Raw genomic sequence first — 26,002 nt, forward strand, 5'->3', positions numbered from 1 at the left:
CTCGTGGGGTCTTTTCCGCCCCATCGAGGGTAAGTTTCGGATCAGTGTTTGTTCCGCAGAGGGTTTCACCATACTCTAGGAGCGGTGCAGAATTCCACCCCGAGGTCGAGACTGGCTGCACTTCGCGTCGAGCACCGGCGACGCTCAGACCGGAACCGCGCCACTGCGGCCTCGGCCGACGACCCTGAGAGGCGGGCGCGTGTGAGCGACGACGCGGCGACTGCGGGAAGCACGAATGGCGGCCGGAGCCCCGGCGGCCCCGCAACCCCGCTTGCCGGCGCCCCCGACGAGGCGCTGATCCTCGCAATCGCCGCACACCGCTCGCGCGAGGCCTTCGCCGCGCTGTTCGGGCGCTATGCGGGCCGGGTCAAGGCGTTCCTGCTGCGCTCCGGCGCCAGTCACGACGAGGCCGAGGACGGCGCGCAGGAGGTCATGGTCACCCTCTGGCGCCGGGCCGAGACCTTCGACCCCGCGCTCGCCGGCGCCGCGACATGGATCTTCACCATCGCCCGCAACAAGCGCATTGACATGATGCGCCGCGCCCGGCGTCCCGCGCCCGACCCCGAGGACCCGCATTTCCGCCCCGACGACGAGGCAGGCGCCGAGACCCGCCTGTCGGGCCGCGAGCGCGACGCCCGCGTGCGCGCCGCCCTTGCCCGGCTCTCCGAGGACCAGCTCACCGTGGTGCGTCTTGCCTTCTTCGCGGGTCTCAGCCATGCCGAGATCGCCGAGCGGCTCGAAACTCCGCTCGGCACCGTGAAGTCGCGCCTGCGCCTGTCGTTCCGGCGGCTGCGCGACGAGCTGGGCGAGAGCTTTGCCGAGGAACTGCGCGATGACTGAGAACGCCACTCACCTGCTGCACCGCCCCGGCGGGCTGCACGACCACCGCGCCACGGGGATGGAGGCCTCGCCCGTGCTGGCCGAGGTCTGGCGCGGCCCCGTGCTGGAATGCGTCCACCGCGGCGCCGTCGCCATCTGCCGCCCCGACGGCGAACTGGTCGAGGCCTGGGGCGAGCCTCGCCGCGTGATCCTGCCGCGCTCGGCCTGCAAGATGATCCAGGGCCTGCCGCTGGTCGAATCGGGCGCGGCCGATCGCTGGGGCCTGACGGCCGAGCACCTCGCGCTGGCCTGCGCCTCGCACGCTGGCGCGGCGGTGCACACCGCGCTCGCCCGCGACTGGCTGGCGACGCTGGGGCTTTCTGACGACGACCTGCGCTGCGGCGCACACGCGCCCTATGACACCGTCGCCCGACACGGCTTGCGCGAGCGGCACCAGCGCCCCTGCCAGGTGCACAACAACTGCTCGGGCAAGCATTGCGGCTTCCTGACCGTCAACGCCCATCTGGGCGGCGACCCCGAATACGTGGACCCCGACCACCCGGTGCAGCGCGCCGTTCGCGCCGCGACCGAGGAGGTCTGCGACGAGACCGTAACGGCCTTCGCCATCGACGGCTGCTCGGCTCCCAACTTCGCCGTGACGCTGAAGGGCCTCGCGACCGCCATGGCCCGCTTTGCCCGGCCGGCCGAGGGTTTCCGCGGTATCCGCGCCGAGGCCGCGACGCGCCTGCGCGACGCCATGGCCGCGCACCCCGTCCTCGTGTCGGGCGAGGGGCGCCCCACCACCACGCTGATCCGCGCCATGGGCGGCCGCAGCGTGATCAAGTCGGGCGCCGAGGCCGTGTTCGTGGGCATCCTGCCAGAACAGGGCCTCGGTATCGCGCTCAAGATCGACGACGGCGGAACCCGCGGCGCCGAGGCAGCGATCGCCGCCCTCCTCGTCCGCCACGGCGCGCTGGATGCACACGACCCGGCCTTCCGCCTTTACGCCGACCACCCCATCGAGAACCGCCGCGGCATCGTCCACGGGCATCTGAGGGCGGCCGAAACGCTGTTCGACTGACCCGCGCGCGCCCCGCGGCCTACCGCCTGACCGGGCCCCGGGCCTGACCCGGGGCCGCCTCGCCCCCAACTCCTTTCACGCCAAGTGATTCCATAAACAGATTAAATTCAATAATTTACGCCATGGCCACGCGCGAAAGCCTCACCCCGGCCCGCCCTCCCGCGCCGCCCGCGCCGCGACCTTCGCCCGCTCCATCGCCACCCATTCGCGCCAGATCGCGTAAAGCCCGGCGCCGACGATCATCGCCATGCCGATCAGCGCCACCGGGTCGAACGGCTCGCCGAACAGCGTCCAGCCCATCGCCGTCGCGAACACCATCTGCAGATAGATGAAGGGCTGGATGCGCACCGCCTCGGTCGCGTCCAGTGCCCGGATCAGGCAGTAGTGCCCGGCCATCCCGGTGACGCACAGCACGCCGAGCCACGCCCAGTCGGCAGGCAGCATCGGAGTCCAGAAGAACGGCCCCACCGCCGTCACCGCCACCGCGCCTGCGACGCCCGTGTAGAAGAACGCCGGCCGGGCCGAGCCATCGGCCTTCGCCACCATCCGCGTCAGCACCGAATAGAAGCCGAACAGGAACGACGAGCCGACCGCGATCAGGGCGTAGGGGTCGAACACCCCCGCGCCGGGCCGCAGGATCACAAGGATCCCCAGGAACCCCACGCCCACCGCCGCTAGGCGCCGCCAGCCCACCATCTCGCCCAAGAGCGGGATCGCCATGAGCGTCGCCACCAGCGGATGCAGCGCGAAGATCGCATGCGTGGGTCCCAGCCCGATCAGGTCGAAGCTGGTCACGATCACCCAGATCTGGAACACCAGCAGCACGCCCCGGAACACCTGCGTGAGCGGCATCTTGGTGCGCCACGCCCCCCGGATACCGCCCGGGCTGCGCACGGCCATCGCGATCACGAAGGCCGCGAAGAACCAGTAGCGGATCATCACGAAGAATGGCACCGGGTAGGACTGCGCGAGGTGCTTCGAGATGCCGTCCTGCACCGCGAAGAGTGCCACCGCCATGAGGACGAACCGGATGCCCCGCGCGGGGTCCGAGACGCCGCTCACGAGGCGCCCCGCTCCGCCGCGTCCAGTTCCGCGCGGACCTCGGCATCGTGCTGGCCCAGTCCCGGCGCCGCGCGCTCGAGCGCGAGGCCGCTGTCCGAGAAGGCCATCGGGCTGCGCACCCCCGGCACGCCCTCGACCTCGATCCGCATGCCGCGGTGCAGGATCTGCGGGTCGGCGAACACGTCCTCGAGCCGGTTGATCGGCCCCGCGGGCACGCCCGCCGCCTCGAGCCCGGCCAGCATCTGGTCGCGCGGGCGGGTGCGCGTCGCGGCCTCGATCAGCGGCACGATCTCGGCCCGGGCCGCCACGCGCAGCGCGTTCGACGCGAAGCGCGGGTCGGGGGCAAGTTTCTCGAGCCCCAGCACCGCGCACATCCGCCGGAACTGCCCCTCGTTGCCGACCGCGATGATGATGTGCCCGTCCGACGCCGGGAACACCTGGTAAGGCACGATGTTCGGATGCGCGTTGCCCAGCCGGCGCGGGCTGATGCCCGTGGCGAGGTAGTTCATCGCCTGGTTCGCAAGCACCCCGGTCATCGCGTCCATCAGGCTCATGTCGATGTGCTGGCCGCGCCCCGTTTGCTCGCGCACCCTCAGCGCCGCCTGGATCGCGATGACGCCATAAAGCCCGGTGAAGATGTCGGCAAACGCCACCCCGATCTTCTGCGGCGCCCCGTCCGGCTCGCCGGTCAGGTCCATGATCCCGCCCATGCCCTGGATCATGAAGTCATAGCCCGCCTGGTGCGCCCGCGGCCCGTCCTGCCCGAAGCCCGTGACCGAACAGTAGATCAGCCGCGGATTGACCGCCGAGAGCGCCGCGTAATCGAGCCCGTATTTCGTCAGGCCCCCGACCTTGAAGTTCTCGATCAGCACGTCCGCCCGCGCGACCAGCCGGCGCACGAACCCGGCCCCCTGCTCGGTGCGGAAATCCGCTGTGACCGACCGCTTGCCACGGTTGGCCGAGTGGAAATAGGCGGCCGAGCGGTCCACCCGCCCGTCGGGCAGGGTGCGCTCGATGAAGGGCGGGCCCCAGCCGCGGGTGTCGTCACCCTCCGGCGCCTCGACCTTGATCACGTCAGCGCCAAGATCCGCCAGCGTCTGCCCGATCCACGGCCCCGCGAGGATGCGCGCAAGCTCGACCACCCTCAACCCCCGCAGGGGCGCCGTTCCCGTCATGCCCGTCCCCTTCATTCCGGCAACGCCACGGGCCCGCGCTCGGCCCACAGATCTCCCGGCCCCGGATTGCCCGGGACGCTGTCGCCGCCCATGTGCCGCACCACGCCCCAGACCGCGTTGAGCGCGGTCTGCACCGCGCCCTCGACCCAGGCCGGCGTCCACGAGATGTCGTCCCCCGCGAGGAACAGCCCCCGCTCGTCGGGCGGCAGGGCGCCTTGCACGAAATGCCCGAACATGCGGTGGTTGTAGCGGTAATGCCCCGGCAGCGCGCCCTTGAAGGCGCCCAGGAAATGCGGGTCGGCCTCCCAGCTCACGGTGATCGGGTCGCCGACGATGTGGCCGCGGATGTCGACGCCGGGGTAGATCTTCTCGAGCGCCGAGAGCGCCAGCTCCACCCGCCGCTCGACCGGCAGGGGCAGCATCTTCAGCGCGTCCGACATCCACGAATAGGTGAGGCAGATCACGCCCGGCTGGTCCGGCCCGGTCTCGAACAGATAGGTCCCCCGCGTCATCCGGTCGGTCAGCGTCATCGACATGACCTCGCGCCCGGTCTCGGGGTCGCGGTCGCGCCAGAACGGGCGGTCGACCATGACGAAGGTCTTCGAGGACTGCATGTAGCGCGTCCGGTCAAGCGCCATCCACATCTTATGGCTGAACAGCCGCTCCTCGGTCTCGATGGCGGTGGTGAGCAACCAGCTCTGGCAGGTCGCCACCACCGCGTCGAAGCGGTCCAGCCGCCCCCAGCGGTCGCTCACCTCGATCCGCCCGTCGTCCGCCCGCGCCAACCGCACCACGCCCGGCCGCGGCGCACCGGCGTGGAGGCCCGCCAGCGACACCTCGCCCCAGTGCCGCGCCGCCACGCGGCGGGTCCACAGCCCCCGCGGCACCTGCTCGACCCCGCCCACGAAGAACCTCTGGTTCTCGTCGCAGCCGGTGACGTTGACGCGCAGGATTTCCAGCATCGAGTTCGGGAAGTCCGAATCCCATCCCCCGGTGCCGAAGCCGACCTGCCCGAACACCTCGCGGTGGCGGAAGCTCAGCCGCTGGAAGGCGCGGGAATGGGTCACGAAGTCGTAGAAGGTCCGCTCGTCCCAGTCGCGCACGATCGGGTCCCAGATCGCCTTGATCCGCACCCAGTCGCGTGCCCGGATCGCGGCCTGAAGGTCGGAAAACCGCGCCCCCTGCTCCAGGGCCGCGTTATAGGCTTCAGCCACCTCGCGAAACAGCGGCGGCAGGTCGGAGAGCGTCTGCGCGTAGTGCTTCTCGCCCTCCAGCTCGATCACCGTCGAGCCCGCGGCCGGCGTCAGCGGGTTGGGGAAGGGCCGCGTTTCCAAGCCCAGCATGTCGGCGTAATGCCAGAAGCCGGCGGACGACTCCGGGAAGCGCATGCCGCCCAGCTCCGCCACCACGTCCCCCGCGCCCTCGAAGGGCTGCGAGCGCAGCCGCCCGCCAAGCTGCGAGGCCTCGTAGACCACCGGCCGCAGCCCGAGGCGCATCAACTCGAAGGCCACGACCATCCCGGCCATGCCTGCGCCGATGATCGCGACGGGCCGACCCATCGCCTCGCCCGGCACTTGCCCCAGCCCCCGCGGCGAGGAAAGCCAGTCGTCATAGGCAAAGGGAAAATCCGGCCCGAACATCGTCAGGCGCGGCGCATCCGTGGGGCTCATGAAGTGCTCCGGTAGAGCGCGGGTCGCAACTCGCCGAGATAGTCGATCGCCGCCCGGCGCCGCACGATGGCGAGGCGGTCGAGATCGGCCACCACCAGCGCCTCGCCCTCGCCCGCGCGGGCCAGGTCCTCGCCATCCGGCCCCGCCACGCAGGACCGTGCGCAGTAGCGGATCGCGCCCTCGGCACCGGTGTAGTTGGCATAGGCGACGTAGATGCCGTTCTCCTCGGCCCGTGCCGGCACGAGGCGCAGGGGCACCGAGCGGTAGGGCTCCATGTTGGCCGTCGGCACGAGGATCAGCTCCGCCCCGGCCCGCGCCAACGCCCGCGCGACTTCCGGGAACTCGATGTCGAAGCAGATCGCCAGCCCCACCCGCCAGCCCTCGAGCTCGACGATTGGCGAGAGCGCATCACCCGCCAGGAACTGCGCCCGGTCGATCTCGTCGAACAGATGCGTCTTGGCGTAATCCGCCAGCGTGTCGCCATTGGCCGAGATGAGCGCCGCAGAATTGCGCGCGCCGCCACCAGCCGCCTCGGGGTAGCCGAAGGCGATGGCAAGCCCTGCCTCGCGCGCGATGGCGGCAACCGCCTTGTGGTATTCGCCGCCGCGCGGCCGGGCGAGCCGCGCGCAGGCCTCGCACCCGATGGCATAGCCGGTCAGCGCCATCTCGGGCGTCACCAAGAGCGCCGCGCCCTGCCCCGCCGCATCATGCGCCACGGCACGCAGCCGTGCGAGCCCCTCGCCCGCGTCCGCCGCGACCGGCACCGTCTGCCAAAGCGCAATCCGCATGAGTGTCGCCCCCCGACGGCGAAGCCGGCGGCGGTCCGGGCGGGGCTCGATGCCCCGCCCGGACCGGCCCGCTCAGAAGAACGCCTGAAGGCCCGTCTGCGCGCGGCCCAGGATCAGCGCGTGGATGTCGTGCGTGCCCTCGTAGGTGTTTACCGTCTCGAGGTTCATCATGTGCCGGATCACCTGGAAATCCTGGCTGATGCCGTTGCCGCCATGCATGTCGCGGGCGTGGCGCGCGATCTCCAGCGCCTTGCCGCAGTTGTTGCGCTTGACGATCGAGATCATCTCCGGCGCCTCGCGGTGCTCGTCCATCAGCCGGCCGACGCGCAAGGACCCCTGCAGGCCCAGCGCGATCTCGGTCTGCATGTCCGCGAGCTTCTTCTGGAACAGCTGCGTCTGTGCCAGCGGCTTGCCGAACTGCTTGCGGTCGAGCCCGTATTGCCGCGCCGCATGCCAGCAGAACTCGGCCGCCCCCATCACGCCCCAGGAAATGCCGTAGCGCGCGCGGTTGAGGCATCCGAAGGGACCCTTCAGCCCCTGCACGTTGGGCAGCAGCGCGTCCTCGCCCACCTCGACGTCCTGCATCACGATCTCACCGGTGATCGAGGCGCGAAGCGACAGCTTCCCCTCGATCTTGGGCGCCGAGAGACCCTTCATGCCCTTCTCCAGCACGAAGCCGCGGATCTCGCCGCCATGCGCCTCTGACTTCGCCCAGACGACGAAGACGTCCGCGATCGGCGCGTTCGAGATCCACATCTTGGACCCGTTCAGCACATAGCCGCCCTGAACCTGCGTCGCGACCGTCTTCATGCCGCCGGGGTCCGAGCCCGCATCCGGCTCGGTCAGCCCGAAGCAGCCGATGAACTCGCCCGAGGCGAGCTTGGGCAGGTATTTCTTCCGCTGCTCCTCCGACCCGTAGGCATGGATCGGGAACATTACCAGCGAGGACTGCACCGACATCATCGACCGATAGCCCGAATCGATGCGCTCGACCTCGCGCGCGATCAGGCCGTAGGAGACGTATCCCACTCCCGCGCCGCCGTATTCCTCGGGGATGGTGGGGCCTAGAAGGCCCAGCTCGCCCATCTCGCGGAAGATGCCCGCGTCGCTCTGCTCCTTCGCGTAGGCCTCGATTACCCGGGGCGCCAGCTTCTCCTCGGCATAGGCGCGGGCGGTGTCGCGCACCATCCGCTCCTCCTCGGTCAACTGGTCCTCCAGCAGGAACGGGTCGTCCCAGACGAATCTCTGCCGCGCGGCGGGCCGGATCGGCGCCTCGGTGTTCATGGCGTCCTCCATGTGTTCGTTGGCCGCGACACTACCGCCGCGGCCCGCGCGGGGCAACGCGCAAGGGGGAGGCCCATGTCGTACCCCGCCATGCGCGAATAGCGATTGCCCGCGGCGCCCGCGCCCGGCTAGTGTCCCCCGCCATGACCGCTCCGCGCCCCTCCCTCTGGCCCGACGACATCCCACGCTGGCCGCGCCTTCTCCTGGCCATGCTGATCGCGCCCGCGATCCTCGTGGCGCTGGGGGCGGGGCTCAGCTTCGTGATCGCCGGCGCGAGCGAGGAGACGCGCGAAGGCACGATGGCGGTCACGCGCAATGCCACCATCACCTTCGCCGTTCTGGCCGGGCTTCTGCTGCTGCTCGCGGGACTGCCGGGGGTCGCCACCCTCTGGGCGCTGGGCGAGCGGCGGGTGTTCGCGTGGTCGGTGGCGGGGGCGGTGCTGGGGGCTGCGGCCTCGGCCCTGCTGGGTCTCGCGCAACATGGTCAGGTGACGCCGGCAGGGCTCGCCGTGGGCACCGTGTTCTGCTGGCTCATGTTCCTACTGATCCGCGCCATCGCCGGGATCAGAACGCGCTGAGCGCCGGTGCGCCGCGGGCGCCGGGCCGGCTCCAGACGGCGTAGCGCCCTGGCGCCTCGCGCCGCAGCGCGGCCGCCGCGGCAAGCTCGCTGAAGCCCGGCAGCGCGGCGAAGGCGCCGATCAGCCCCTCGGCCCCCTTCGCCGCGGCGGGGATCACCATGACCCGCCCGTCCTCGACCGTGAGCCGCCACAGCGTGCCCACGCCGCGCGCCGGCACGAACACCTCGACCCGCGCGATCAGGTCGAGATCGGCTACCCCGCCCGCCAGTGGCCCGAAATAGCGGATCTCGCGCTCGCGGATCTCGACCAGCCCCGGCGCCTCGCCCGCCCGCGCGCTCAGGCCCCGCGCGACGGCCGAGCGCAGCCACAGCGCCGCCAGCACCGCACCGAGGGCCGCGAACCAGCCCAGCACGTCGCCCCGCCCGATCAGCCGCGCCGCCTCGACGGCGGCGATGACGGCAAGCGCCCCCGCCACCGCGCTTTCCGCCCAGCGGACGATCACCGCGCGCGCCGCGGGCCGTATGAAGCTCACCGCCAGTCCCCCAGCACGGCCTGCCAGATCGCAAGCGCCGCCACCGCGGCCGTGTCGGCCCGCAGGATGCGCGGCCCAAGGCTTGCCGCATGGGCAAAGGGCAGCCCGCGCAGCCGCTCGGCCTCCTCGGGCGCGAAGCCGCCTTCCGGCCCTGTCAGCACGGCCCAGGGCCCCTGCCCCGCCGCGCGCAGCACCTCGGCCGCCGGGGCGCCCGTGCCGGTCTCGTCGCAGAACAGGATGCGCCGCGCCCCGTCCCAGCCGTCGAGGAGCCGCGACAGCGCCACCGGCTCGGCCACCTCGGGCACGCTCAGCAAACCGCACTGCTCGGCCGCCTCGACCGCGTGCGCGCGAAGGCGCTCGAGGTTGACGCGCTCGGAGTTGGTGAAGCGGGTGAAGACCGGCACGAGGCGGCGGCAGCCCATCTCGCAGGCCTTCTCGGCGATGAAGTCGGTGCGCGCCTTTTTGACCGGCGCGAACATCAGCCACAGGTCGGGCGGCGCGTCCTGCGCCCGCACGCGCCCGACCATCTGCAGAGCGCCGCCGCGCCGGCCCGCCTCGGTCACCTCGGCCAGCCACTCGCCGTCGCGGCCGTTGAACGCGAGGATGCGCGCGCCCTGCCCCTGCCGCATCACCGCAAAGAGGTAATGCGCCTGCTCGCGCGACAGCTCGGCCCTGACGCCCGCGGCCAGCGGCGCGTCGAGATAGAGCCTGATTTTCGCGCCGTCCTGTGCCATAGCTCGCCCCATGGATGAGGCATCAGCTAACACCCCGCGCAGCGCCGCGCAAACGGTCGCGGATGCGGTCAGCGGCAACTGGGTCGACACCCTCGCGCCCGAGGGCTGGCGGCCCTATCTGCGGCTGAGCCGCGCCGACAGGCCGATCGGGACGTGGCTGCTCTACATCCCCTGCCTCTGGGCCGTGGCGCTGGCGGCGGGAGCCACTGGCTGGCGGCTCGTGGATCTCTGGCTCATCGCAGGGTCGGGCATCGGCGCGTTCCTCATGCGCGGCGCCGGCTGCACCTGGAACGACATCCAGGATCGCGACTTCGACGCCAAGGTCACGCGCACCCGCTCGCGCCCCATCCCCTCGGGCGCGGTGACGGTGACTCGCGCCGTGGCGTGGATGGTGGCGCAGGCACTGGCGGCCTTCCTGATCCTGCTTACCTTCAACTGGACCGCGATCGGCTGGGGCATCGCGTCGCTGGTGTTCGTGGCGATCTACCCCTTCGCCAAGCGCTTCACCTGGTGGCCGCAGGTCTTTCTTGGCCTCGCCTTCAACTGGGGGGCGCTGCTGCTCTGGGTCGCGCATACCGGCTCGATCGGACTGCCGGCGGTGCTGCTGTATCTGGCGGGCATTGCCTGGACGCTGCATTACGACACGATCTATGCCCATCAGGACCGCGAGGACGACGCGCTGATCGGCGTGAAGTCCACCGCGCGGCTGTTCGGCGCGGCGACCCCCGGCTGGCTGTGGGGCTTCGCCAATGCCGCCATCGTGCTGGCGGCGGCCGCGGTCCTGACGGCGGGGGGCGGGCCGCTCGGCTTCCTCGGCGTCGCCGCGTTCGGTGCGCACATGGCGTGGCAGATCCTGCGCCTCAGGATGGACGACCCGGCGCGCTGCCTCGCGCTGTTCCGGGCGACCCGCTGGGGCGGGCTTGCGCTGTTCGCGGGTCTGGTGGCCGACAGCCTGATGTAAGCGCGTCAGTGGTGGCGGGTGATGCGCTTGCGGACGCGCCGCACCGACCATGCGACCGCCGCGATGACCGGCAGTGCCGCAACCGCGATCAGCGTGGTCTTGTCGATGCCCGCAAGCTTGGCCGCGGGTGCGAGGATGTAGCCGAGCAGGCTCACCGCGTAATAGCTGATGGCGACGACCGACAGGCCCTCGACCGTCTCCTGCAGCCGCAGCGCCATGTCGGCCCGCGCGTCCATCGAGGCGAGCAGCTTCTGATTCTGCGACTCGACCGCGACATCGACGCGGGTGCGCAGCAGGTCCGCGATCCGGCTCGCCCGCGTCGCAAGATCCGCAAGCCGCCCCGCGGTGGCATGGCAGGTCCGCATCGCCGGGTCGTAGCGGCGCATCATGAACTCCGAGAACAGCTGCCGGCCCATCAGCCGTTCCTCGCGCAGGTTCTCGATGCGCTGGTGCACGATTGCCTCGTAGGCGCGCGCCGCGCCGAAGCGGAAGGCGGTGGCAGCCGACAGCGCCTCGATCTCGGCCGAGAGCGCGGTCAGCTGGTCGAGGATCGCCTGCTCGGGGGCCGAGCGGTCGCTCGATGCCACCAGCCGGATCAGGTCGGTCAGCTCGCGGTCGATCTGGTTGAGCCGCCGCGCCGCGTCGCGCGCGATCGGCAGGGCGAGCATCGACAGGATGCGGTAGTTCTCGATCTCGATCAGCCGCTGCACCGCGCGGCCGATGCGGCGGTCGCCCACCTCGCCATGCAGGACAAGCGCGAAGCGGGTGAAGCCGCCCTCGTGGATGCGGAAGTCGCCGATCGCGAGCCCCGCCCCGTCCAGCACCCGCGCCGCCACCATGCTCTCGCGCGAGAAGGCGCGGGCCAGTGGGCCATCGAGTGCCGCCACCGCCGCGTCGAAGTCGGCCACGCTCAGGAGCTCGATCTCGACGGCCGCGACCACCTTGCCGGGCGCCTGCGCCAGCCAGTCCGAGGGCAGGTGCTCGATCAGGGCGGGGGCGAACAGCGTCTCGGCGGGACCGCTCTCGAACAGCGTGTAGCTCACGAACTCGGTGTGCCGCTCCCATTTCAGGCGGAAGCGACCCAGATCAGCGAAGTAGTGGTTTGCGTCGGGCGCGGGATGGGGCGCGCCGTGCCGGTCGATCAGCGCCGTCAGATGCGCGCGGTCGGCGGCGGGATCGCGCTCGGCGGCGTTCTCGGTCTGCTTGAAGGCGATCATCAGCACCCGCCCGGGCGCGTCCGTGGGCGTGAAAGGCCGGGCGTGCAGCTCGTTCGTCAGCGCGAAGCGCCGCGGATGGTTGTCGAGCACGCTCTTCATCGTCCCACCTCCGGCGGCGCAGGGCCATACGACCGCGGCACACCATAGCGGCACGCCGGCGCCGCGCCAGCACCCTTCTGCCGCACCCCGCCTGCCGGGCCGTTCATGCCGGGCAGCATTGCCGCCGCAGCCCGAGGTGCGCCGCCGTCGCGGGCCTCGCCCGGGACCACCTTCACGCCCGACGCGGGCTCGCCGCACGCCGCGCGCGACGTTCCCGAATCATGCGGATTGGTATCGTCCGGCCTTCGGGCGGCTGTCCCGAAGGACCCAGCGCGCGCGGCGCCGGCAGGGGCCGCCATCGCCCGCGGGGCCTCTCAGCCCTCCAGGCGCGCGATCACCAGGTGGCCGGGCACCGGCACACCTTCCTCGTAGCGCACGGTGATGGGCTCGATGCTCTCGATGGCGAACCCCGCCCCGGCCAGCGCCGCGCGCAGGTAGCCCTCGGAATGGGCGAAGCGGTGCCGCGGGCCGACCGTCCAGGGCTGCCCTGCGAACGCCGCCTCCGCCAGCGTCTCGGTCGAGAAGGCGAACAGCCCGCCGGGCTCGAGGTTCTTGGCGGCGCCCGCGAGCAGCGCCTCGACCCCGCCCAGATAGGGCAGGACGTCGGCGGCGACGATCAGGTCGAAAGGCGCATTGTCCTCCTCGTCCTCGGCGGCGAGGAACTCGGCCACGTCGCCCACATAGAGATCGTCGTAGAGCCCCTTGTCCTCGGCAACGCCCAGCATCCCTTCGGACAGGTCCACCCCCGCGATGTAGCCCGCGGCCGCCCCCAGCGCCTCGGCCACCAGCCCGGTGCCGCAGCCGAGGTCGAGCACGCGCGCGAAGCGCAGCCCGGCGAGACGCGCCGCGATCAGCCCCGGCACGCCATAGCCGAGGCGGTCCACGAGGATGCCCTCGAAGGCCTCGGCCTGCTGGTCGAACAGGGTCGCGACATAGGCCGCCGGCGCCCCGTCCGGCGCCGCGCCCCGCCCAAGCGCCGCCAGCCGCACCGCGGCACCCCCATGGTCGGCGGGGTCGAGCGCCAGCACCTCGCGGTAGGCCGCTGCCGCCTCGTCGTGCCGGCCCGCCTTCTCGAGCGCGAGCGCGCGGTTGTAGGCGCGGGCAAGGGGCGTGTCGTCGTCGCTGGTCATGGTCCGTCGCCTCGGAGGGGGCACCGCCCGGCAGCCGGGGGCAGGTTCGGCCGCAGAGATCCCGCAGCGCCGCGGCGGCGTCAAGCGGCGCGCGTGCCGAAAGAACAAAGTGGCCTCGGGTCAAGCCCGGGGCCCGACCGATTGGCGGCGGTTCGCCTCACATGTTCGGATAGTTCGGCCCGTCACCGCCCTGCGGCACCGTCCAGACGATGTTCTGGGCAGGGTCCTTGATGTCGCAGGTCTTGCAGTGCACGCAGTTCTGGAAGTTGATCTGGAACCGCGGGTTCGAGCCGTCGTCGTCGCGCACCACCTCGTAGACCCCGGCGGGGCAGTAGCGTTGCGCGGGCTCGGCATATTTCGGCAGATTGTCGGAGATCGGGATCTCGGGGTCCACCAGCTTCAGATGCGCGGGCTGGCTTTCCTCGTGGTTGGTGAAGCTGAACGCCACGTTCGTGAGACGGTCGAAGCTGAGCACCCCGTCGGGCTTGGGGTAGTCGATCGGCGCGAACCGCTTGGCCCGGCCCGTGGCTTCCGCGTCCGTCTTGCCATGCGCGAGCGTGCCAAGCGGGTTGAGCCCGCTGAGCCGGGGGCCCAAACCCAGCTTCGCGCTGAGGTTCGCCGCCCACATGTCGAACCCGCCAAGCGCCAGCGACGCCGCCATCCCGTATTTCGACCACAGGGGCTTCACGTTCCGGACCGGGCGCAGGTCGGCCATGATCGGGCCGGTCCTGACCGACTCCTCGTAGGCCGCAAGCTCGTCCGAGGCCCGTCCCGCCTGCAATGCCTCCCACGCTGCTTCCGCCGCCGCCTTGCCCGACAGCATCGCGTTGTGGTTGCCCTTGATGCGCGGCACGTTGACCATGCCGGCCGAGCAGCCCAGCAGCGCGCCGCCAGGGAAGGTCAGCTTCGGCAACGACTGCCAGCCGCCCTCCGAGATCGCCCGCGCGCCATAGGCCACGCGCTTGCCCCCCTCCAGCACCCTGGCCACCAGCGGATGGTGCTTGAAGCGCTGGAACTCCATGTAGGGGTAGAGATGCGGGTTCTCGTAGTTCAGGTGGACGACGAAGCCGACATAGACCTGGTTGTTCTCGAGGTGGTACATGAACGAGCCGCCGCCAGCATTCCCGCCCAGCGGCCAGCCCATGGTGTGGGTGACCTGGCCGGGGCGATGATGCTCGGGCTTCACCTCCCACAGCTCCTTAATGCCGAGGCCGTATTTCTGGACGTCACAGTCCTTCGCGAGGCCGTATTTCGCGATGATCTGCTTGGCGAGGCTGCCGCGCACGCCCTCGGCGATCATCACGTACTTGCCGTGAAGCTCCATGCCGGGCTCGTAGTTCGGGCCCGGCTTGCCGTCCTTGCCGAGGCCGAACTCACCCGCGACGACGCCCCTGACCTCGCCATTGTCGCCGGTCACCAGCGCCGAGGCGGCCATGCCGGGGAAGATCTCGACGCCCAGCGCCTCGGCCTGTTCCGCGAGCCAGCGGCAGACACTGCCCATCGACACGATGTATGTGCCGTGGTTCGACATCAGCGGCGGCATCAGGAAGTTGGGCAGGCGAAGCTGCCCGGCCTCGCCCAGCACGTAGAAACGATCCTCGCTCACGGGCGTGTTGAGCGGCGCGCCCTTGGCCTTCCAGTCCGGAATCAGCGCGTCGAGGCCCGAGGGGTCGAGCACCGCGCCCGACAGGATATGCGCCCCGACCTCGGAGCCCTTCTCCAGCACCACGACCGACACATCGTCGCCGCCAAGCTGCTTGAGCCGGATCGCAGCACTCAGCCCGGCCGGGCCCGCGCCCACGATCACGACGTCATATTCGACGGATTCGCGTGTCATCTCGGTCATGGGGCGGTCCACTCTCTTGCGGCATGGGTGAGGTGAGGGCGTCCCGAGTCGGGATAGCCGCCCCTCCCCGGCAGGTCAATCCGATCCGGGGCGCGCCGAGCCGGGCGGGCACGAGTCATCGCCCTGATGCCAGTGGCCGCGGCAACCGATCCATGCCATGGTGCGCCCCGGCCGCAAGGGGAGATACGATGACTGCCGACCGCTGCCGCGTGCTCATGATCCACGCCTGGTTCGCCGACGACAGTTTCTGGAACTACCGCGCGACCTGCGGGCTGGTGGGGGCGAAGTATCCCGCGCCCCCGCTCAACCTCATCACCGTGGCCGCGATGCTGCCGCAGGAATGGGAGTTCCGGCTGATCGACGAGAATGTCGAGGAACTCACTGACGAGGCGCTCGACTGGGCCGACCTCGTGCTGTGTGGGGGCATGCTGCCGCAGCGCCCGCGCACGCTGCGCGCGATCGAGCGGGCGCAGGCCCGGGCCAAGCCCGTCCTGATCGGCGGGCCCGACACGACCTCGAGCCCGGCCGTCTACGCCCATTGCGAGTTCCAGCTGATCGGCGAGGCCGAGGGCACGCTCGACCGCTTCGTCGCCGACTGGCGCGCGGGCCTGCGCCGCGGCGTCTACGAGGCGCCGAAGTTCGCGGCCGACATCACCACGACGCCGGTGCCGCGCTACGACCTGCTGCGCAAGGGCGCCTATATCGAGCTGAGCCTGCAATTCTCGCGCGGCTGCCCGTTCCTCTGCGAGTTCTGCGACATCATCGAGCTGTATGGCCGCAAGCCGCGGACCAAGACGGCGGCGCAGGTGCTGGCCGAGCTCGACGCAATCCACGCCACCGGCCATCGCGGCATCGTCGATTTCGTCGACGACAACCTGATCGGCAACAAGAAGGCGGTGAAGGCGGTCCTGCCCGAGGTCATCGCCTGGCAGAAGGCGCGCGGCTATCCCTTCCAGTTCACCACCGAGGCCTCGCTCAATCTCGCCGACGACGCCGAGTTCCTCGAACTGATGCGCGCGGCCAAGTTCATGGCGATCTTCGTCGGCATCGAGAGCCCCGACCCCGACGTGCTGGCGGCCATGCAGAAGAAGCAGAACACCCGCCGCAACATCGCCGAGAGCATCCACCGCATCTACGCCGCGGGGATCGCCGTGGTAGGCGGCTTCATCGTGGGTTTCGACAACGAGAAACGGAGCGTCGCGGACGACCTCGTCGAGCTGATCGAGGAGGCCGCGATCTCGGTGGCGATGATCGGCCTCCTCGTCGCGCTGCCAAGCACCCAGCTCGAGCGCCGGCTCGCGCGAGAGGGGCGGCTCCATACCCTCGACCACACCGAGATCGAGGAGGAGTTCCTGCAGGGCGACCAGTGCACGCAGGGGCTCAACTTCGACACGCTGCGCCCGCGCGAGGAGGTGCTGGCCGACTACCGCTCGGTGGTCGCGCGCGCCTATGCGCCCGAGGCGTTCTTCGGCCGGATGCGCCGGATGGTCGACCTTCTCGACATGTCGGGCCCGAACGGCAGGCTGCACCGCGCGAGCGTCGTCCACGAGACGCGGCAGTTCCTCGCACTGATGTGGAACGTCACCTGGAAGCGACCCGACATGCGCCGGCACCTGTGGGGCCTGCTGGCCTACACGCTGAGGACCAATCCCGGCGCGGTGACACCGGTGATGTCGCTCGCGTCCATGTATGCCCATCTCGGCCCGTTCTCGCGCCATGTCGTCGAGACGATCGGCACGCGCATCGCCAGGGAGGCGGGCAATGACGGGCGGTCCGAGCGCGAGCGCGAGCTCCAGCGCCGGATGCTGACACAGAGCCGGGTTGCCGCGGGCTGAGCCACGCAGTACCGCTGGTCGCCGGGAACCTGCCGGCAGCCCGACGCCGGCGGCAGCGCGGCGGGGAGGACTGCGACTTGCACGAACTGATCAAGGCCACGGCGCGCGAGGTGCTGGCCCGGCTGAACGCGGGCGAGGTGAGCCATGGCGAGCTCATCGACGTGCTCGAGGCCCGCGTGGCCGAGGTGGACGGCGCGGTCAACGCCTTGCCGACGCTATGCTTCGAGCGGGCGCGCGAGCGGGCCACCGCGATTGCCCGCCGCCCGGTGGCCGAACGCGGCGTGCTCGGAGGCCTGCCCGTGCCGATCAAGGATCTTGCGAACGTGGCGGGCGTGCGCTCGACGCAGGGCTCCCCGATCTATGCCGACCATGTGCCCGCGCAGTCGGACCACATCGTCGAGCGGATCGAGGCGGCGGACGGGGTCGTTTATGCGAAGTCGAACACGCCCGAGTTCGGCGCGGGCGGCTCGACCTTCAACGAGGTGTTCGGGCGGACCTGCAACCCTTGGAACCTGTCGCGCTCGGCCGCCGGGTCGTCGGGGGGCGCGGCGGCGGCGCTCGCCTCGGGCACGGCCTGGGTCGCGCAGGGCTCGGACATGGGCGGCTCGCTGAGGAACCCCGCGAGCTTCTGCGGCGTCGCGGGGCTGCGCCCCTCGCCGGGCCGGGTGCCAAAGGGGCCGGCCGCGGACATGTTCGGCTCGCTCTCGGTCGAGGGGCCGATGGCACGCAACCTGGGCGACCTTGGCCTGCTGCTCGACGCCATGGCGGGCGCCGACCCGCGCGAGCCGCTCGCGCAGCCCGCGCCCGAGGTGAGCTTCCGCCGCGCGGCCGAGACGCCCACGGTGCCGCGCCGGGTGGCCTTCACCCCGGACCTGGGCGGGCTCACGCCGGTCGATCCCGAGGTTGCCGCCATCTGCGAGGCGGCCGCGCGGCGATACGAGGCGCTGGGGGCCGAGGTGGTCGAGGCCTCGCCCGACTTCACCGGCGCGCACGAGGCGTTCCAGACGCTGCGGGCGGTGGCCTTCGCCACCGGGCACGCGGCGCACTACGCGGAAAAGCGCGACCTGCTGAAACCCGACGTGATCTGGAACATCGAGAAGGGACACGCGCTCACGGGCGCCGATGTCGCGCGGGCGAACATCCTGCGCACCCAGATCACCTCGCGGCTGGTCGCGTTCCTGCGCGAGTTCGACCTGCTGCTGTGCCCAGCGACCTGCGTCGCCCCCTTCCCGGTCGGCGAGCGCACGGTGATGGACTGCGCGGGCGTGCGGTTCGAGACCTATATCGACTGGCTCGCCATCGCCTACGCGATCACCCTGACCTCGGCCCCGGCGTTGTCGCTGCCCTGCGGCTTCACCGCGTCCGGCCTGCCGGTGGGGCTGCAGGTTGTCGGGCCGCTGCGGTCCGAGGCCCGGCTCCTGTCACTCGCGGCCTCGCTCGAGCGGGAACTGGGGGTCGAGACCGGCCCGATCGACCCGCGGGCCAGGGCGTGACGCAACCAGGGCCGCGCGTCGGGCGTCGCGACGGCGGAACCCGCGCGCCCGCGCGGCATGACGGGTGGCGGTGCCTGTGGCGGGAAGACCTCGACCGGCGCCGCGCGGGGGCTTAGGGTCGCGCCATGACCGCGCGCGAGTCCCTAGAGGAGAGCCTGCTGGCCGCCCTCGCCTGGCAGATCGAGCTGGGCGCGGACGAGGCCATTCTCGATGCACCCCAAGACCGCTTCGCGGCCCCCGCCCCGGCGGAGTCGCGAGCGCCGGTGCCGCCCGTGGCGCCTGCAACTCGCGGCACGCCGGCAGTGCCGCGCGGGCACGCGGGTGCCGCCGCCGCGACGCCAGACGCGCGGCCCGCGTCCCCGCGCGACGCGCCCGAGGGCGCCGCCGCCGCCATCGCCGCCGCGGCCGGGACGCTCGAGGAGCTGGCCGAGGCCATGCGGCGCTTCGAGGGGTCCGATCTGCGGCTGGGCGCGAAGAACCTCGTCTTCGCGGACGGGCGGCCGGGCGCGCGGGTCATGGTGATCGGCGAGGCCCCGGGCGCCGAGGAGGACCGGCTGGGCCGGCCCTTCGTCGGCCGCGCGGGGCAGTTGCTCGACCGGATGCTTGCAGCGATCGGTCTCTCGCGTGAGGCGCCCGACCCCGGCGAGGCCGCCTACATCACCAACGTGCTGCCCTGGCGCCCGCCCGGCAACCGAACGCCGTCCTCGGCCGAGGCCGCGCTGTTCCTGCCCTTCCTCGTGCGGCACATCGAGCTGGCGGCGCCCGACTTCATCCTCGCGCTGGGCAACACGCCGGTGCAGGCGCTCACCGCCACCGCGACGGGCATTACCCGGATGCGGGGGCGCTGGCAGCGCCACGCGGCCACCGGATGCCCGATCCTGCCGAGCTTCCATCCCGCCTACCTGCTGCGCAGCCCCGAGAAGAAGCGCGAGTCGTGGCGGGACCTACTGGCGCTGCGCGCGGCACTTGACGGCGCCCCGGTCGCGCCCGAGTAAGGGCGGGCGAGACCCCGCGAGGATCCCATGAGCCGCATCGACGAGAGCCGCCCCTTCATCCCGGTCAACATCGCCGTCCTGACCGTCTCGGACAGCCGCACTGCGGCGGACGACCGCTCGGGCAACGTGCTGGTCGAGCGCCTCCAGGCGGCGGGCCACCGCCTCGCCGCCCGCGCCATCGTCACGGACGACCGCGAGAAGATCGAGGCCCAGCTCAACGCCTGGATCGCGGATCCCGGCGTGGACGTCGTGATCTCGACCGGCGGCACCGGGCTGACCGGGCGCGACGTGACGGTCGAGGCCCACCGCGCCGTCTACGAGAAGGAGATCGACGCCTTCGGGGTGGTGTTCACCCATGTCTCGATGGCAAAGATCGGCACCTCGGCGGTGCAGAGCCGGGCCTGCGGCGGCGTCGCGCACGGCACCTACCTGTTTGCCCTGCCCGGCTCGCCCGGCGCCTGCAAGGATGGCTGGGACGAGATCCTGAAGCTGCAGCTCGATTACCGCCACATGCCCTGCAACTTCGTCGAGATCATGCCCCGGCTCGAGGAGCACCGCCGCCGCAAGTGACGGCGCCGCGGGCCGCGCGGCGGGAATGTGGCGCAACGCGTCCCCTCGGCCGCTTTCTCGGCACAATTCAGCCGCGAATCGGCGTCACTCTCAGCCTCAGGTGGTGAAAAGGGACGCGAGATCGCCCAATGCGCTTTAGACGGGCGACCTCGCGGGAGGAGCGGGGTTTCGCATGGCACGTCCTGGGCCAGAGGCGGCGCCGCAGCGGGCGCTGGTGGACGCGGGCTATCTCGACCGGCTGGAGCTCGCGATCGGCGGCGAGGTGCTGGCGGAACTGCTGTCGGACGGCGCGATCGAGCTCGCGGACCGGCTCGGGCGACTCGAGCATGTCGCGCGGGAAGGTGACAGGCCTGCGGTCGCGGCGCTTGCCCACGACATCGTGGCCGTCGCGGGACACATGGGTCTGGGAGCCCTCTCGGCCGCCGCGGTCGAGCTTTGCCGCGCCCTGCGCGAGGACGACGATGACCCGGCGGCAGGCCGGCTGGCCCTGCTCGCCAGCTCCGTGATCGCGCTGGGCATCCCCTCGATCGACGCGCTCGAGAAGCGCTGCAACGGCGGCGTCGCGAGCGCCTGAGCCGCCGCCGCGGCCCGTGCCGCACGGCCTCCGCAGCCGCATTTCCTTGCCCGACGCCGGCGCGCGACCGGCTCGCATCGCCTTGCGGCGTTCTCACGCCCCGTTCGCCGGAAAGCCGCCAGCGCCGTGTCCTCGCGCCTCACGCCGCTTGCCGGGTGGCGCCTCCTGCACATAGGCTCGCGGCGGCGCGTCGGGACGGGCGCGGAACGAGGCGCGAGGAGAGAGCGGCATGAGCGAACGGGCAGGAGACGGCGCGGCCGGCGCAGACGCGGCGGAGGCGGCGGCGCGCGCGCCCGTGCCGATCGACCTCGTGGACGCGGACCGGCTGGACGAGCACCTGGCCACCCTGCCCGCGGCCGATGCGGCCTGGGCCCGCGCCAACGGCTTCCGCGCCGCGCTGGGCACGACGCTGGCGCTTCCCGGCGCGGATGGCGCCATCGCGCGCGTGCTGTTCGGCTGGGGCACGGCCGTCGAGCGGCGGCGCACGCGCTTTGCGCTCGGCCGTTTCGCCGAGACGGCGCCGGCGGGTGTCTACCGGCTCGCCACGCGGCTCGACCCGGCCGAGGCCGAGGAGGCAGCACTGGGCTGGCTGCTCGCGCGTTACCGCTTCGAGCGCTACCGCTCGGCGCCGGAACGCGGCGAGGCGCATCTGGCGGTGCCCGAGGGGGTGGACGGCGCGCGGCTTGGCAAGATCGCCGAGGGCGTCTTCCTCGCCCGCGACCTGATCAACACCCCGGCGAACGAGATGGGGCCCGCCGCGCTGGAGGCGGCTGCCCGCAAGCTGGCCGAGCGGCACGGCGCGCGTGTCGACGTGACAACGGGGGACGCGCTGCTGGACGCGAATTTCCCGCTGATCCACGCGGTGGGCCGGGCGAGCGCAGAGGCCCCGCGGCTGATCGACATGACCTGGGGCGCGGCCGACGGGCCGCTGGTGACGCTGGTCGGCAAGGGCGTGTGCTTCGACACCGGCGGGCTCGATCTCAAGCCGTCGTCCTCGATGGCGCTGATGAAGAAGGACATGGGGGGGGCGGCGACCGTGCTGGGGCTCGCCCACATGGTGATGTCGCTGGGGCTGAGGCTGCGGCTCAGGGTGCTGATCCCGGCGGTCGAGAACGCGGTCTCGGGCGCGAGCTTCCGGCCGGGCGACATCCTGCGCTCGCGCAAGGGATTGACGGTCGAGATCAACAACACCGACGCCGAGGGGCGGCTGGTGCTGGCCGACGCGCTGACACTGGCCTCGGAGGAGGCGCCGGGGCTGATCGTCGACATGGCGACCCTGACCGGGGCCGCGCGCGTGGCGCTGGGGCCCGAGGTCGTGCCCTTCTACACCGACGACGATGGGCTGGCCGCCGATCTCGCGCAGGCCGCGGCGCGGGTGTCGGACCCGCTGTGGCGGATGCCGCTGTGGCCGGGCTACGAGGCGGACATCGAGCCGGGGATCGCCGATCTCGACAACGCGCCTTCGGGCGGCATGGCGGGGTCTATCACCGCGGCGCTGTTCCTGCGGCGCTTCGTCGACCAGACGGCCTGGGCGCATTTCGACATCTACGCCTGGACGCCCAAGCCGAAACCCGGCCGGCCTAAGGGGGCCGAGGCGCAGGCCGCGCGCGCGCTCCTCGCGGTGCTGGAGCGCAGGTACGGCAGGCCATGAGCGACGCGGCTGGAACCCGGCTGGAACTGAGCGGCGCGCCGGCGGCGCAGCATCCGGCGCTGGGGCCGATGCGGGTGATCGCGCCCACGGCGCCGGTGATGCGCGAGCCGGGCGGCGGGCGGCGCGGGCTCGACACCGAACTCCTGCTCGGCGAGCGCTTCGACGTGATCGAGCACAGCGGCGGCTGGTGCCGGGGCCACGCCGCGCTCGACGGCTATGCGGGGCATGTCCCGGCCGAAGCGCTCGCGCCCCTCGGCCCCGAACCCACCCACCGCGTCGCGCATCTGATGACGCATCTTTATGCCGAGCCCGACATCAAGACGCGGCCGCAGGCGGTGCTGTCCTATGGCGCGCGGCTCGCGGTCGTGGGCACGTGCGGGGCGGCGGGCACGCGCGCGCCGATGGCGCGGCTGGCGCGCGGCGGGCATGTCATGGCCGAGCATCTCGAGTCGCTGGCGCGGCCCGCGCCCGACTGGGTGGCCGAGGCCGAGCGGCTCGTGGGCGTGCCCTACCTCTGGGGCGGGCGCAGCAGCTTCGGGATCGACTGCTCGGGGCTCGTGCAGGTCGCGCGACAGGCGGCGGGCCATGCATGCCCGCGCGATTCCGGCGTTCAGGCGACGGCGCTGGGCGCGACGCTGCCGCCCGGTGCGGCACCCCGCCGGGGCGACCTGTTCTTCTGGCGCGGCCATGTCGGGGTCATGCTGGATGGCACGCGCCTCTTGCACGCGAACGCCCACCACATGGCGGTGGCGATCGAGCCGCTTGCCGAGGCAGTGGGCCGGATCGAGACGGCGGGGGGCGGGCCGGTGACACGGCATGCGCGGCTCGACGCGGGCGGCGGCGGCGGCTAGAGTTCTGCGAAAATCCCGATGGCAGGGAGCAGACGGCATGACACGCATCCGGCGCGGCCTCAGGGTCGTGGCGATCCTTGTTGCGGGCGCAGTCTCGGCGGGTTGCGCGGCGCAGGCCAACACCTCGGCCGCGCCGACACCGCGGGCCAAGCCCGTGGCGCCTGAGATCGCCCCCGCCCCGCAGGTGAGCTTCGCCGAATGGCGCGCGGCGTTCCGCGGCCGGGCGCTGGCGGAAGGGATCCGGGCGGGGGTGTTCGACGCGGCCTTTGCCGGCGTCGAGCCCAACGCGCGCGTGATCGAACTCGACCGCTTCCAGCCGGAATTCGCCCGCCCGATCTGGGAGTATCTGGACAGCGCGGTGTCGGACTCGCGGATCGCAACGGGGCGCCGGATGGCCGTCGAGAAGGCGGCGCTGCTCGACGCCATCGAGGCGCGCCACGGTGTCGACCGCGAGGTGGTGCTGGCGATCTGGGGGCTGGAGAGCGCCTATGGCGCGAGTTACGGCTCGATCCCGGTGATCGAGAGCCTGGCCACGCTGGCGCATGACGGCCGGCGGCGCGATTTCGCCGAGGCACAGCTTCTCGCCGCGCTGCGGATCCTGCAATCGGGCGATGTCGCGCCGGGGAGGATGGTGGGGTCCTGGGCGGGCGCGATGGGGCATACGCAGTTCATCCCGACGAGCTTCCTCGACTACGCCGTCGATTTCACCGGCGACGGGCGGCGCGACGTCTGGGCGCCCGACGCCGCGGACGCGCTGGCCTCGACCGCAAACTACCTCGCGGCCTTCGGCTGGACGCGCGGGGCGCCGGTCGCGGTCGAGGCGCGCCTGCCCGCCGGCTTCGACTTCATGGCGGCGGACGAATCGACCCGCCGCCCCGCCGCCGAGTGGTCGGCGATGGGCGTGACCACCGCCAGCGCCGCCGCCCTGCCGCCGGGCGAGGGCGTGTCGATCCTGCTGCCCGCGGGCGCGGCCGGGCCGGCCTTCGCGGTCTACCCGAATTTCGGCGTCATCCGGCGCTACAACAACGCCACCTCTTACGCGCTCGCGGTGAGCCACCTGGCCGAGCGCATCGGCGGCGCCGGTCCCTACATGACCGCCTGGCCGCGCGGCGAGCGGCCGCTGTCACGGAGCGAGACGGTGGAGCTTCAGGAGCGCCTGACCGCGATGGGCCTCGACACCCAGGGCGTCGACGGGATCGTCGGCCCCAACACCCGCGCGGCGATCCGGGCCTTCCAGCTGCGCGAGGGTCTGACACCGGACGGCTATCTCTCCTCCGCCCTGCTTGCGCGCGTGCGCGCGGGCGGCAGCTGACGAGGCGGCCGGGCATGGCAAGCACGCTGCCGCAGGGGGATGCGGCTTCGCACCGGCTGAACCGGATCGCGGGGGCGACGGCGATCCTGACCGCGCTCGTGCTGGTCGCGATCAAGGGCTGGGCGTGGCTGGCCACGGGCTCGCTGTCGGTGGCGACCAGCGTCGTCGATTCGGCGCTGGACCTGCTGACCTCGGCTGCGAACTTCGCGGCGATCATCTATGCCGCCCGCCCGCCCGACGCCGAGCACCAGTTCGGCCATGACGCCATCGAGGACGTGGCCGCCCTGGGACAGGCGCTTATCGTCGCGGGCTCGGCGCTCGCGATCGGCTGGAACGCCATGGCCAGGCTGATCGAGCCGGTGGCGCTTGCCTCGGAAAGCGCGGGCATCGCGGTCATGGTCGTCTCGCTTGGCATCACGGCGGCGCTGGTGCTGTTCCAGCGCTATGTCGCGCGGCGCACCGGCTCGCGCGTCATTGCCGCGGATGCGCTGCATTACCTCTCGGACGCCCTGCCCGCCGGCGCGGCCATCTTGGCGCTGGGCGCCTCGGGCTGGCTCGGGATCGCCTGGCTCGACCCGGTGCTGTCGATCTTCGCGGCCTGCGTGCTGATGCGCGGGGCGTGGGGCATCGCCGCCGAGGCCTTCGCCGGCCTGCTCGACCGCGAGCTCGACCCTCGGCAGATCGAGCGCATCGCCGCCATCGCCCGCGCGACGCCGGGGCTCGCGGGGTTTCACGACCTCAAGACGCGGCGCTCGGGCTCGCGGGTTTACATCCAGATCCATGTCGAAATCGACGGCACCCGCAGCCTGCACGAGGCGCACGCGATCGGGGCCACGCTGCGCCACCACCTGCTGGCCGAGTTCCCGCGCGCCGAGGTGATCGTCCACAAGGACCCGGTCTGATACCGGCTTGCACCGACTGAAATCCATCGGCGAAGACCCCGCGGCCCCGGCCCCTAGCCGGGGCAGCGATGGGATCGCCGACGATACGAGGCCCCGGGTCGAGCCCGGGACGCAGCCCTGCTTGAGCCGCGTGCGTCCGGATCGGCGCGAATGGTCCGAGGCGCGGCGCTGCAACCCCCCTCGCACTTCGCGCGTTCTATCACTAGCTTGTTCCAGCGCGCGCCGGCCAGGGACGCCCGGGCGCGCGCGACGCGCGCGGCGCACGGCACATGCCGGGCGGGCCATGCGCACCGGACCGAAAGGGAGAGTTCGATGAAACACCTGCTTTTCCGCTCAATTGCCACCGCGGCCCTCGCCGCCGGACTCCTCGCCGGCCCCGGCGCGGCGGCAGCGCAGAACACGCTCGAGCAGCGCCTCACCGTCGATGCGGCGGCCGAGCGGGCCGCGCAGGAGCGCGAGATCGTCTCGATCGTCGAGGCGGCCTTCGGCCGGACCGCGGTCGTGAACACCGGCACCGGGCTCGCACCCGAGATCGACGACCAGATCTATCCCGGCAACACCCTGCCTGCGAACGCGCCGGTCCGCCCGGTGCCCGAGCAGATCGCCGGCAAGCTGCCCCAGATCACGCCCGGCGCGCGCTGGGTGGGCGTCGGCAGGCATCTGGTCGAGCTCGGCCCCTCGGATCGCATCGAGGTGGTGATCTACCACTCGCTCCCCTGACGCCGGCACAAGACCTGCCCGCGCTCCCGGCAAGGCGCGCGGGCACAGCCGGCACGACGCGGCGGAGGTCGGAAACCCATCGCGCCGCGTCGCATCCCCCCAAGCCCGCGCCGCGCCGATCCG

The 26,002-nt window shown here is 72.0% G+C and carries 24 protein-coding genes; 14 read left to right on the plus strand and 10 right to left on the minus strand.

Features of this window, described 5'->3' with window-relative positions; all coding sequences use genetic code 11:
- Nucleotides 1-201 precede the first annotated feature (201 nt).
- Both M1105_RS03230 and M1105_RS03235 read left to right on the plus strand, forming a co-directional pair.
- The gene (locus tag M1105_RS03230) at nucleotides 202-840 is read left to right on the plus strand and encodes a sigma-70 family RNA polymerase sigma factor (RefSeq protein ID WP_249578903.1); all 639 of its coding nucleotides are present in this window, start codon (nucleotides 202-204) and stop codon (nucleotides 838-840) included.
- A 58-nt stretch (nucleotides 841-898) separates the two neighbouring features.
- Complete coding sequence (locus M1105_RS03235; RefSeq protein WP_249579045.1) at nucleotides 899-1,900, plus strand: asparaginase; 1,002 nt, start codon at nucleotides 899-901, stop codon at nucleotides 1,898-1,900.
- 141 nt (nucleotides 1,901-2,041) lie between these two features.
- Here M1105_RS03235 and M1105_RS03240 read toward each other — a convergent pair whose 3' ends face one another.
- The 5 genes from M1105_RS03240 to M1105_RS03260 all read right to left on the minus strand — a co-directional run bounded on the left by M1105_RS03240 (nucleotide 2,042) and on the right by M1105_RS03260 (nucleotide 7,879).
- Nucleotides 2,042-2,962: a DMT family transporter gene (locus M1105_RS03240; RefSeq protein WP_249578904.1), complete on the minus strand. Its 921-nt coding sequence runs from the start codon at nucleotides 2,960-2,962 to the stop codon at nucleotides 2,042-2,044.
- Nucleotides 2,959-4,137: a CaiB/BaiF CoA transferase family protein gene (locus tag M1105_RS03245; RefSeq protein WP_249578905.1), complete on the minus strand. Its 1,179-nt coding sequence runs from the start codon at nucleotides 4,135-4,137 to the stop codon at nucleotides 2,959-2,961. The genes M1105_RS03240 and M1105_RS03245 overlap by 4 nt, the downstream gene beginning before the upstream one ends.
- Nucleotides 4,138-4,148: 11 nt before the next feature.
- Nucleotides 4,149-5,807 (minus strand): flavin monoamine oxidase family protein, encoded by a 1,659-nt coding sequence (locus tag M1105_RS03250; protein ID WP_249578906.1) that lies wholly within the window; start codon nucleotides 5,805-5,807, stop codon nucleotides 4,149-4,151.
- A complete protein-coding gene (locus M1105_RS03255) occupies nucleotides 5,804-6,595 on the minus strand; it encodes a carbon-nitrogen hydrolase family protein (protein ID WP_249578907.1) in 792 nt (263 codons plus the stop codon). The genes M1105_RS03250 and M1105_RS03255 overlap by 4 nt, the downstream gene beginning before the upstream one ends.
- A 72-nt stretch (nucleotides 6,596-6,667) precedes the next feature.
- Nucleotides 6,668-7,879, minus strand: a complete 1,212-nt coding sequence (locus M1105_RS03260; RefSeq protein ID WP_249578908.1) for an acyl-CoA dehydrogenase — start codon at nucleotides 7,877-7,879, stop codon at nucleotides 6,668-6,670.
- A 143-nt stretch (nucleotides 7,880-8,022) separates the two neighbouring features.
- Between M1105_RS03260 and M1105_RS03265 the strand changes: the two genes are divergently transcribed.
- Nucleotides 8,023-8,457 (plus strand): hypothetical protein, encoded by a 435-nt coding sequence (locus M1105_RS03265; protein WP_249578909.1) that lies wholly within the window; start codon nucleotides 8,023-8,025, stop codon nucleotides 8,455-8,457.
- On the opposite strand, the gene M1105_RS03270 is transcribed toward M1105_RS03265, so the two are convergent.
- Nucleotides 8,444-8,989 carry a hypothetical protein gene (locus M1105_RS03270; RefSeq protein WP_249578910.1) on the minus strand — a complete coding sequence of 182 codons (546 nt, stop codon included), beginning with the start codon at nucleotides 8,987-8,989 and terminating at the stop codon, nucleotides 8,444-8,446. The genes M1105_RS03265 and M1105_RS03270 overlap by 14 nt on opposite strands.
- Entirely contained in the window at nucleotides 8,986-9,723 is a 738-nt protein-coding gene (locus M1105_RS03275; protein ID WP_249578911.1) for a 16S rRNA (uracil(1498)-N(3))-methyltransferase, read from the minus strand. The genes M1105_RS03270 and M1105_RS03275 overlap by 4 nt, the downstream gene beginning before the upstream one ends.
- Before the next feature lie 10 nt (nucleotides 9,724-9,733).
- Between M1105_RS03275 and ubiA the strand changes: the two genes are divergently transcribed.
- Nucleotides 9,734-10,684 carry a 4-hydroxybenzoate octaprenyltransferase gene (ubiA, locus tag M1105_RS03280; RefSeq protein WP_249578912.1) on the plus strand — a complete coding sequence of 317 codons (951 nt, stop codon included), beginning with the start codon at nucleotides 9,734-9,736 and terminating at the stop codon, nucleotides 10,682-10,684.
- A 5-nt stretch (nucleotides 10,685-10,689) separates the two neighbouring features.
- On the opposite strand, the gene M1105_RS03285 is transcribed toward ubiA, so the two are convergent.
- From M1105_RS03285 to M1105_RS03295, 3 genes are all read right to left on the minus strand, one after another.
- Nucleotides 10,690-12,000: a DUF3422 family protein gene (locus M1105_RS03285; protein WP_249578913.1), complete on the minus strand. Its 1,311-nt coding sequence runs from the start codon at nucleotides 11,998-12,000 to the stop codon at nucleotides 10,690-10,692.
- A gap of 314 nt (nucleotides 12,001-12,314) precedes the next feature.
- Complete coding sequence (locus tag M1105_RS03290) at nucleotides 12,315-13,130, minus strand: methyltransferase domain-containing protein (RefSeq protein ID WP_249578914.1); 816 nt, start codon at nucleotides 13,128-13,130, stop codon at nucleotides 12,315-12,317.
- Between the two features lie 157 nt (nucleotides 13,131-13,287).
- A complete protein-coding gene (locus tag M1105_RS03295; RefSeq protein WP_249578915.1) occupies nucleotides 13,288-14,976 on the minus strand; it encodes an electron transfer flavoprotein-ubiquinone oxidoreductase in 1,689 nt (562 codons plus the stop codon).
- A 188-nt stretch (nucleotides 14,977-15,164) separates the two neighbouring features.
- Between M1105_RS03295 and M1105_RS03300 the strand changes: the two genes are divergently transcribed.
- From M1105_RS03300 to M1105_RS03350, 10 genes are all read left to right on the plus strand, one after another.
- Nucleotides 15,165-16,811: a B12-binding domain-containing radical SAM protein gene (locus M1105_RS03300; protein WP_249578916.1), complete on the plus strand. Its 1,647-nt coding sequence runs from the start codon at nucleotides 15,165-15,167 to the stop codon at nucleotides 16,809-16,811.
- 77 nt (nucleotides 16,812-16,888) lie between these two features.
- Complete coding sequence (locus M1105_RS03305; RefSeq protein ID WP_249578917.1) at nucleotides 16,889-18,304, plus strand: amidase; 1,416 nt, start codon at nucleotides 16,889-16,891, stop codon at nucleotides 18,302-18,304.
- 125 nt (nucleotides 18,305-18,429) lie between these two features.
- Nucleotides 18,430-19,299, plus strand: coding sequence for a uracil-DNA glycosylase (locus M1105_RS03310; RefSeq protein ID WP_249578918.1), 870 nt, complete (start codon nucleotides 18,430-18,432; stop codon nucleotides 19,297-19,299).
- Between the two features lie 27 nt (nucleotides 19,300-19,326).
- Nucleotides 19,327-19,869: a molybdenum cofactor biosynthesis protein B gene (gene moaB, locus M1105_RS03315; protein WP_249578919.1), complete on the plus strand. Its 543-nt coding sequence runs from the start codon at nucleotides 19,327-19,329 to the stop codon at nucleotides 19,867-19,869.
- A 172-nt stretch (nucleotides 19,870-20,041) separates the two neighbouring features.
- Nucleotides 20,042-20,443 (plus strand): Hpt domain-containing protein, encoded by a 402-nt coding sequence (locus tag M1105_RS03320; protein ID WP_249578920.1) that lies wholly within the window; start codon nucleotides 20,042-20,044, stop codon nucleotides 20,441-20,443.
- Between the two features lie 229 nt (nucleotides 20,444-20,672).
- Nucleotides 20,673-22,094, plus strand: coding sequence for a leucyl aminopeptidase family protein (locus tag M1105_RS03325; protein ID WP_249578921.1), 1,422 nt, complete (start codon nucleotides 20,673-20,675; stop codon nucleotides 22,092-22,094).
- A complete protein-coding gene (locus M1105_RS20770) occupies nucleotides 22,091-22,945 on the plus strand; it encodes a C40 family peptidase (RefSeq protein ID WP_319936759.1) in 855 nt (284 codons plus the stop codon). Before M1105_RS03325 ends, M1105_RS20770 begins: the two co-directional genes overlap by 4 nt.
- Nucleotides 22,946-22,982: 37 nt before the next feature.
- Complete coding sequence (locus M1105_RS03340; protein WP_249578922.1) at nucleotides 22,983-24,257, plus strand: lytic murein transglycosylase; 1,275 nt, start codon at nucleotides 22,983-22,985, stop codon at nucleotides 24,255-24,257.
- Nucleotides 24,258-24,271: 14 nt separating this feature from the next.
- Nucleotides 24,272-25,159, plus strand: a complete 888-nt coding sequence (locus M1105_RS03345) for a cation diffusion facilitator family transporter (RefSeq protein ID WP_249578923.1) — start codon at nucleotides 24,272-24,274, stop codon at nucleotides 25,157-25,159.
- A gap of 312 nt (nucleotides 25,160-25,471) precedes the next feature.
- Nucleotides 25,472-25,879 (plus strand): hypothetical protein, encoded by a 408-nt coding sequence (locus M1105_RS03350; RefSeq protein WP_249578924.1) that lies wholly within the window; start codon nucleotides 25,472-25,474, stop codon nucleotides 25,877-25,879.
- The last annotated feature ends 123 nt before the right edge of the window (nucleotides 25,880-26,002 follow it).

Origin of the sequence: Thermohalobaculum sediminis (assembly GCF_023487995.1) — a bacterium.
Lineage (GTDB): Bacteria > Pseudomonadota > Alphaproteobacteria > Rhodobacterales > Rhodobacteraceae > Thermohalobaculum > Thermohalobaculum sediminis.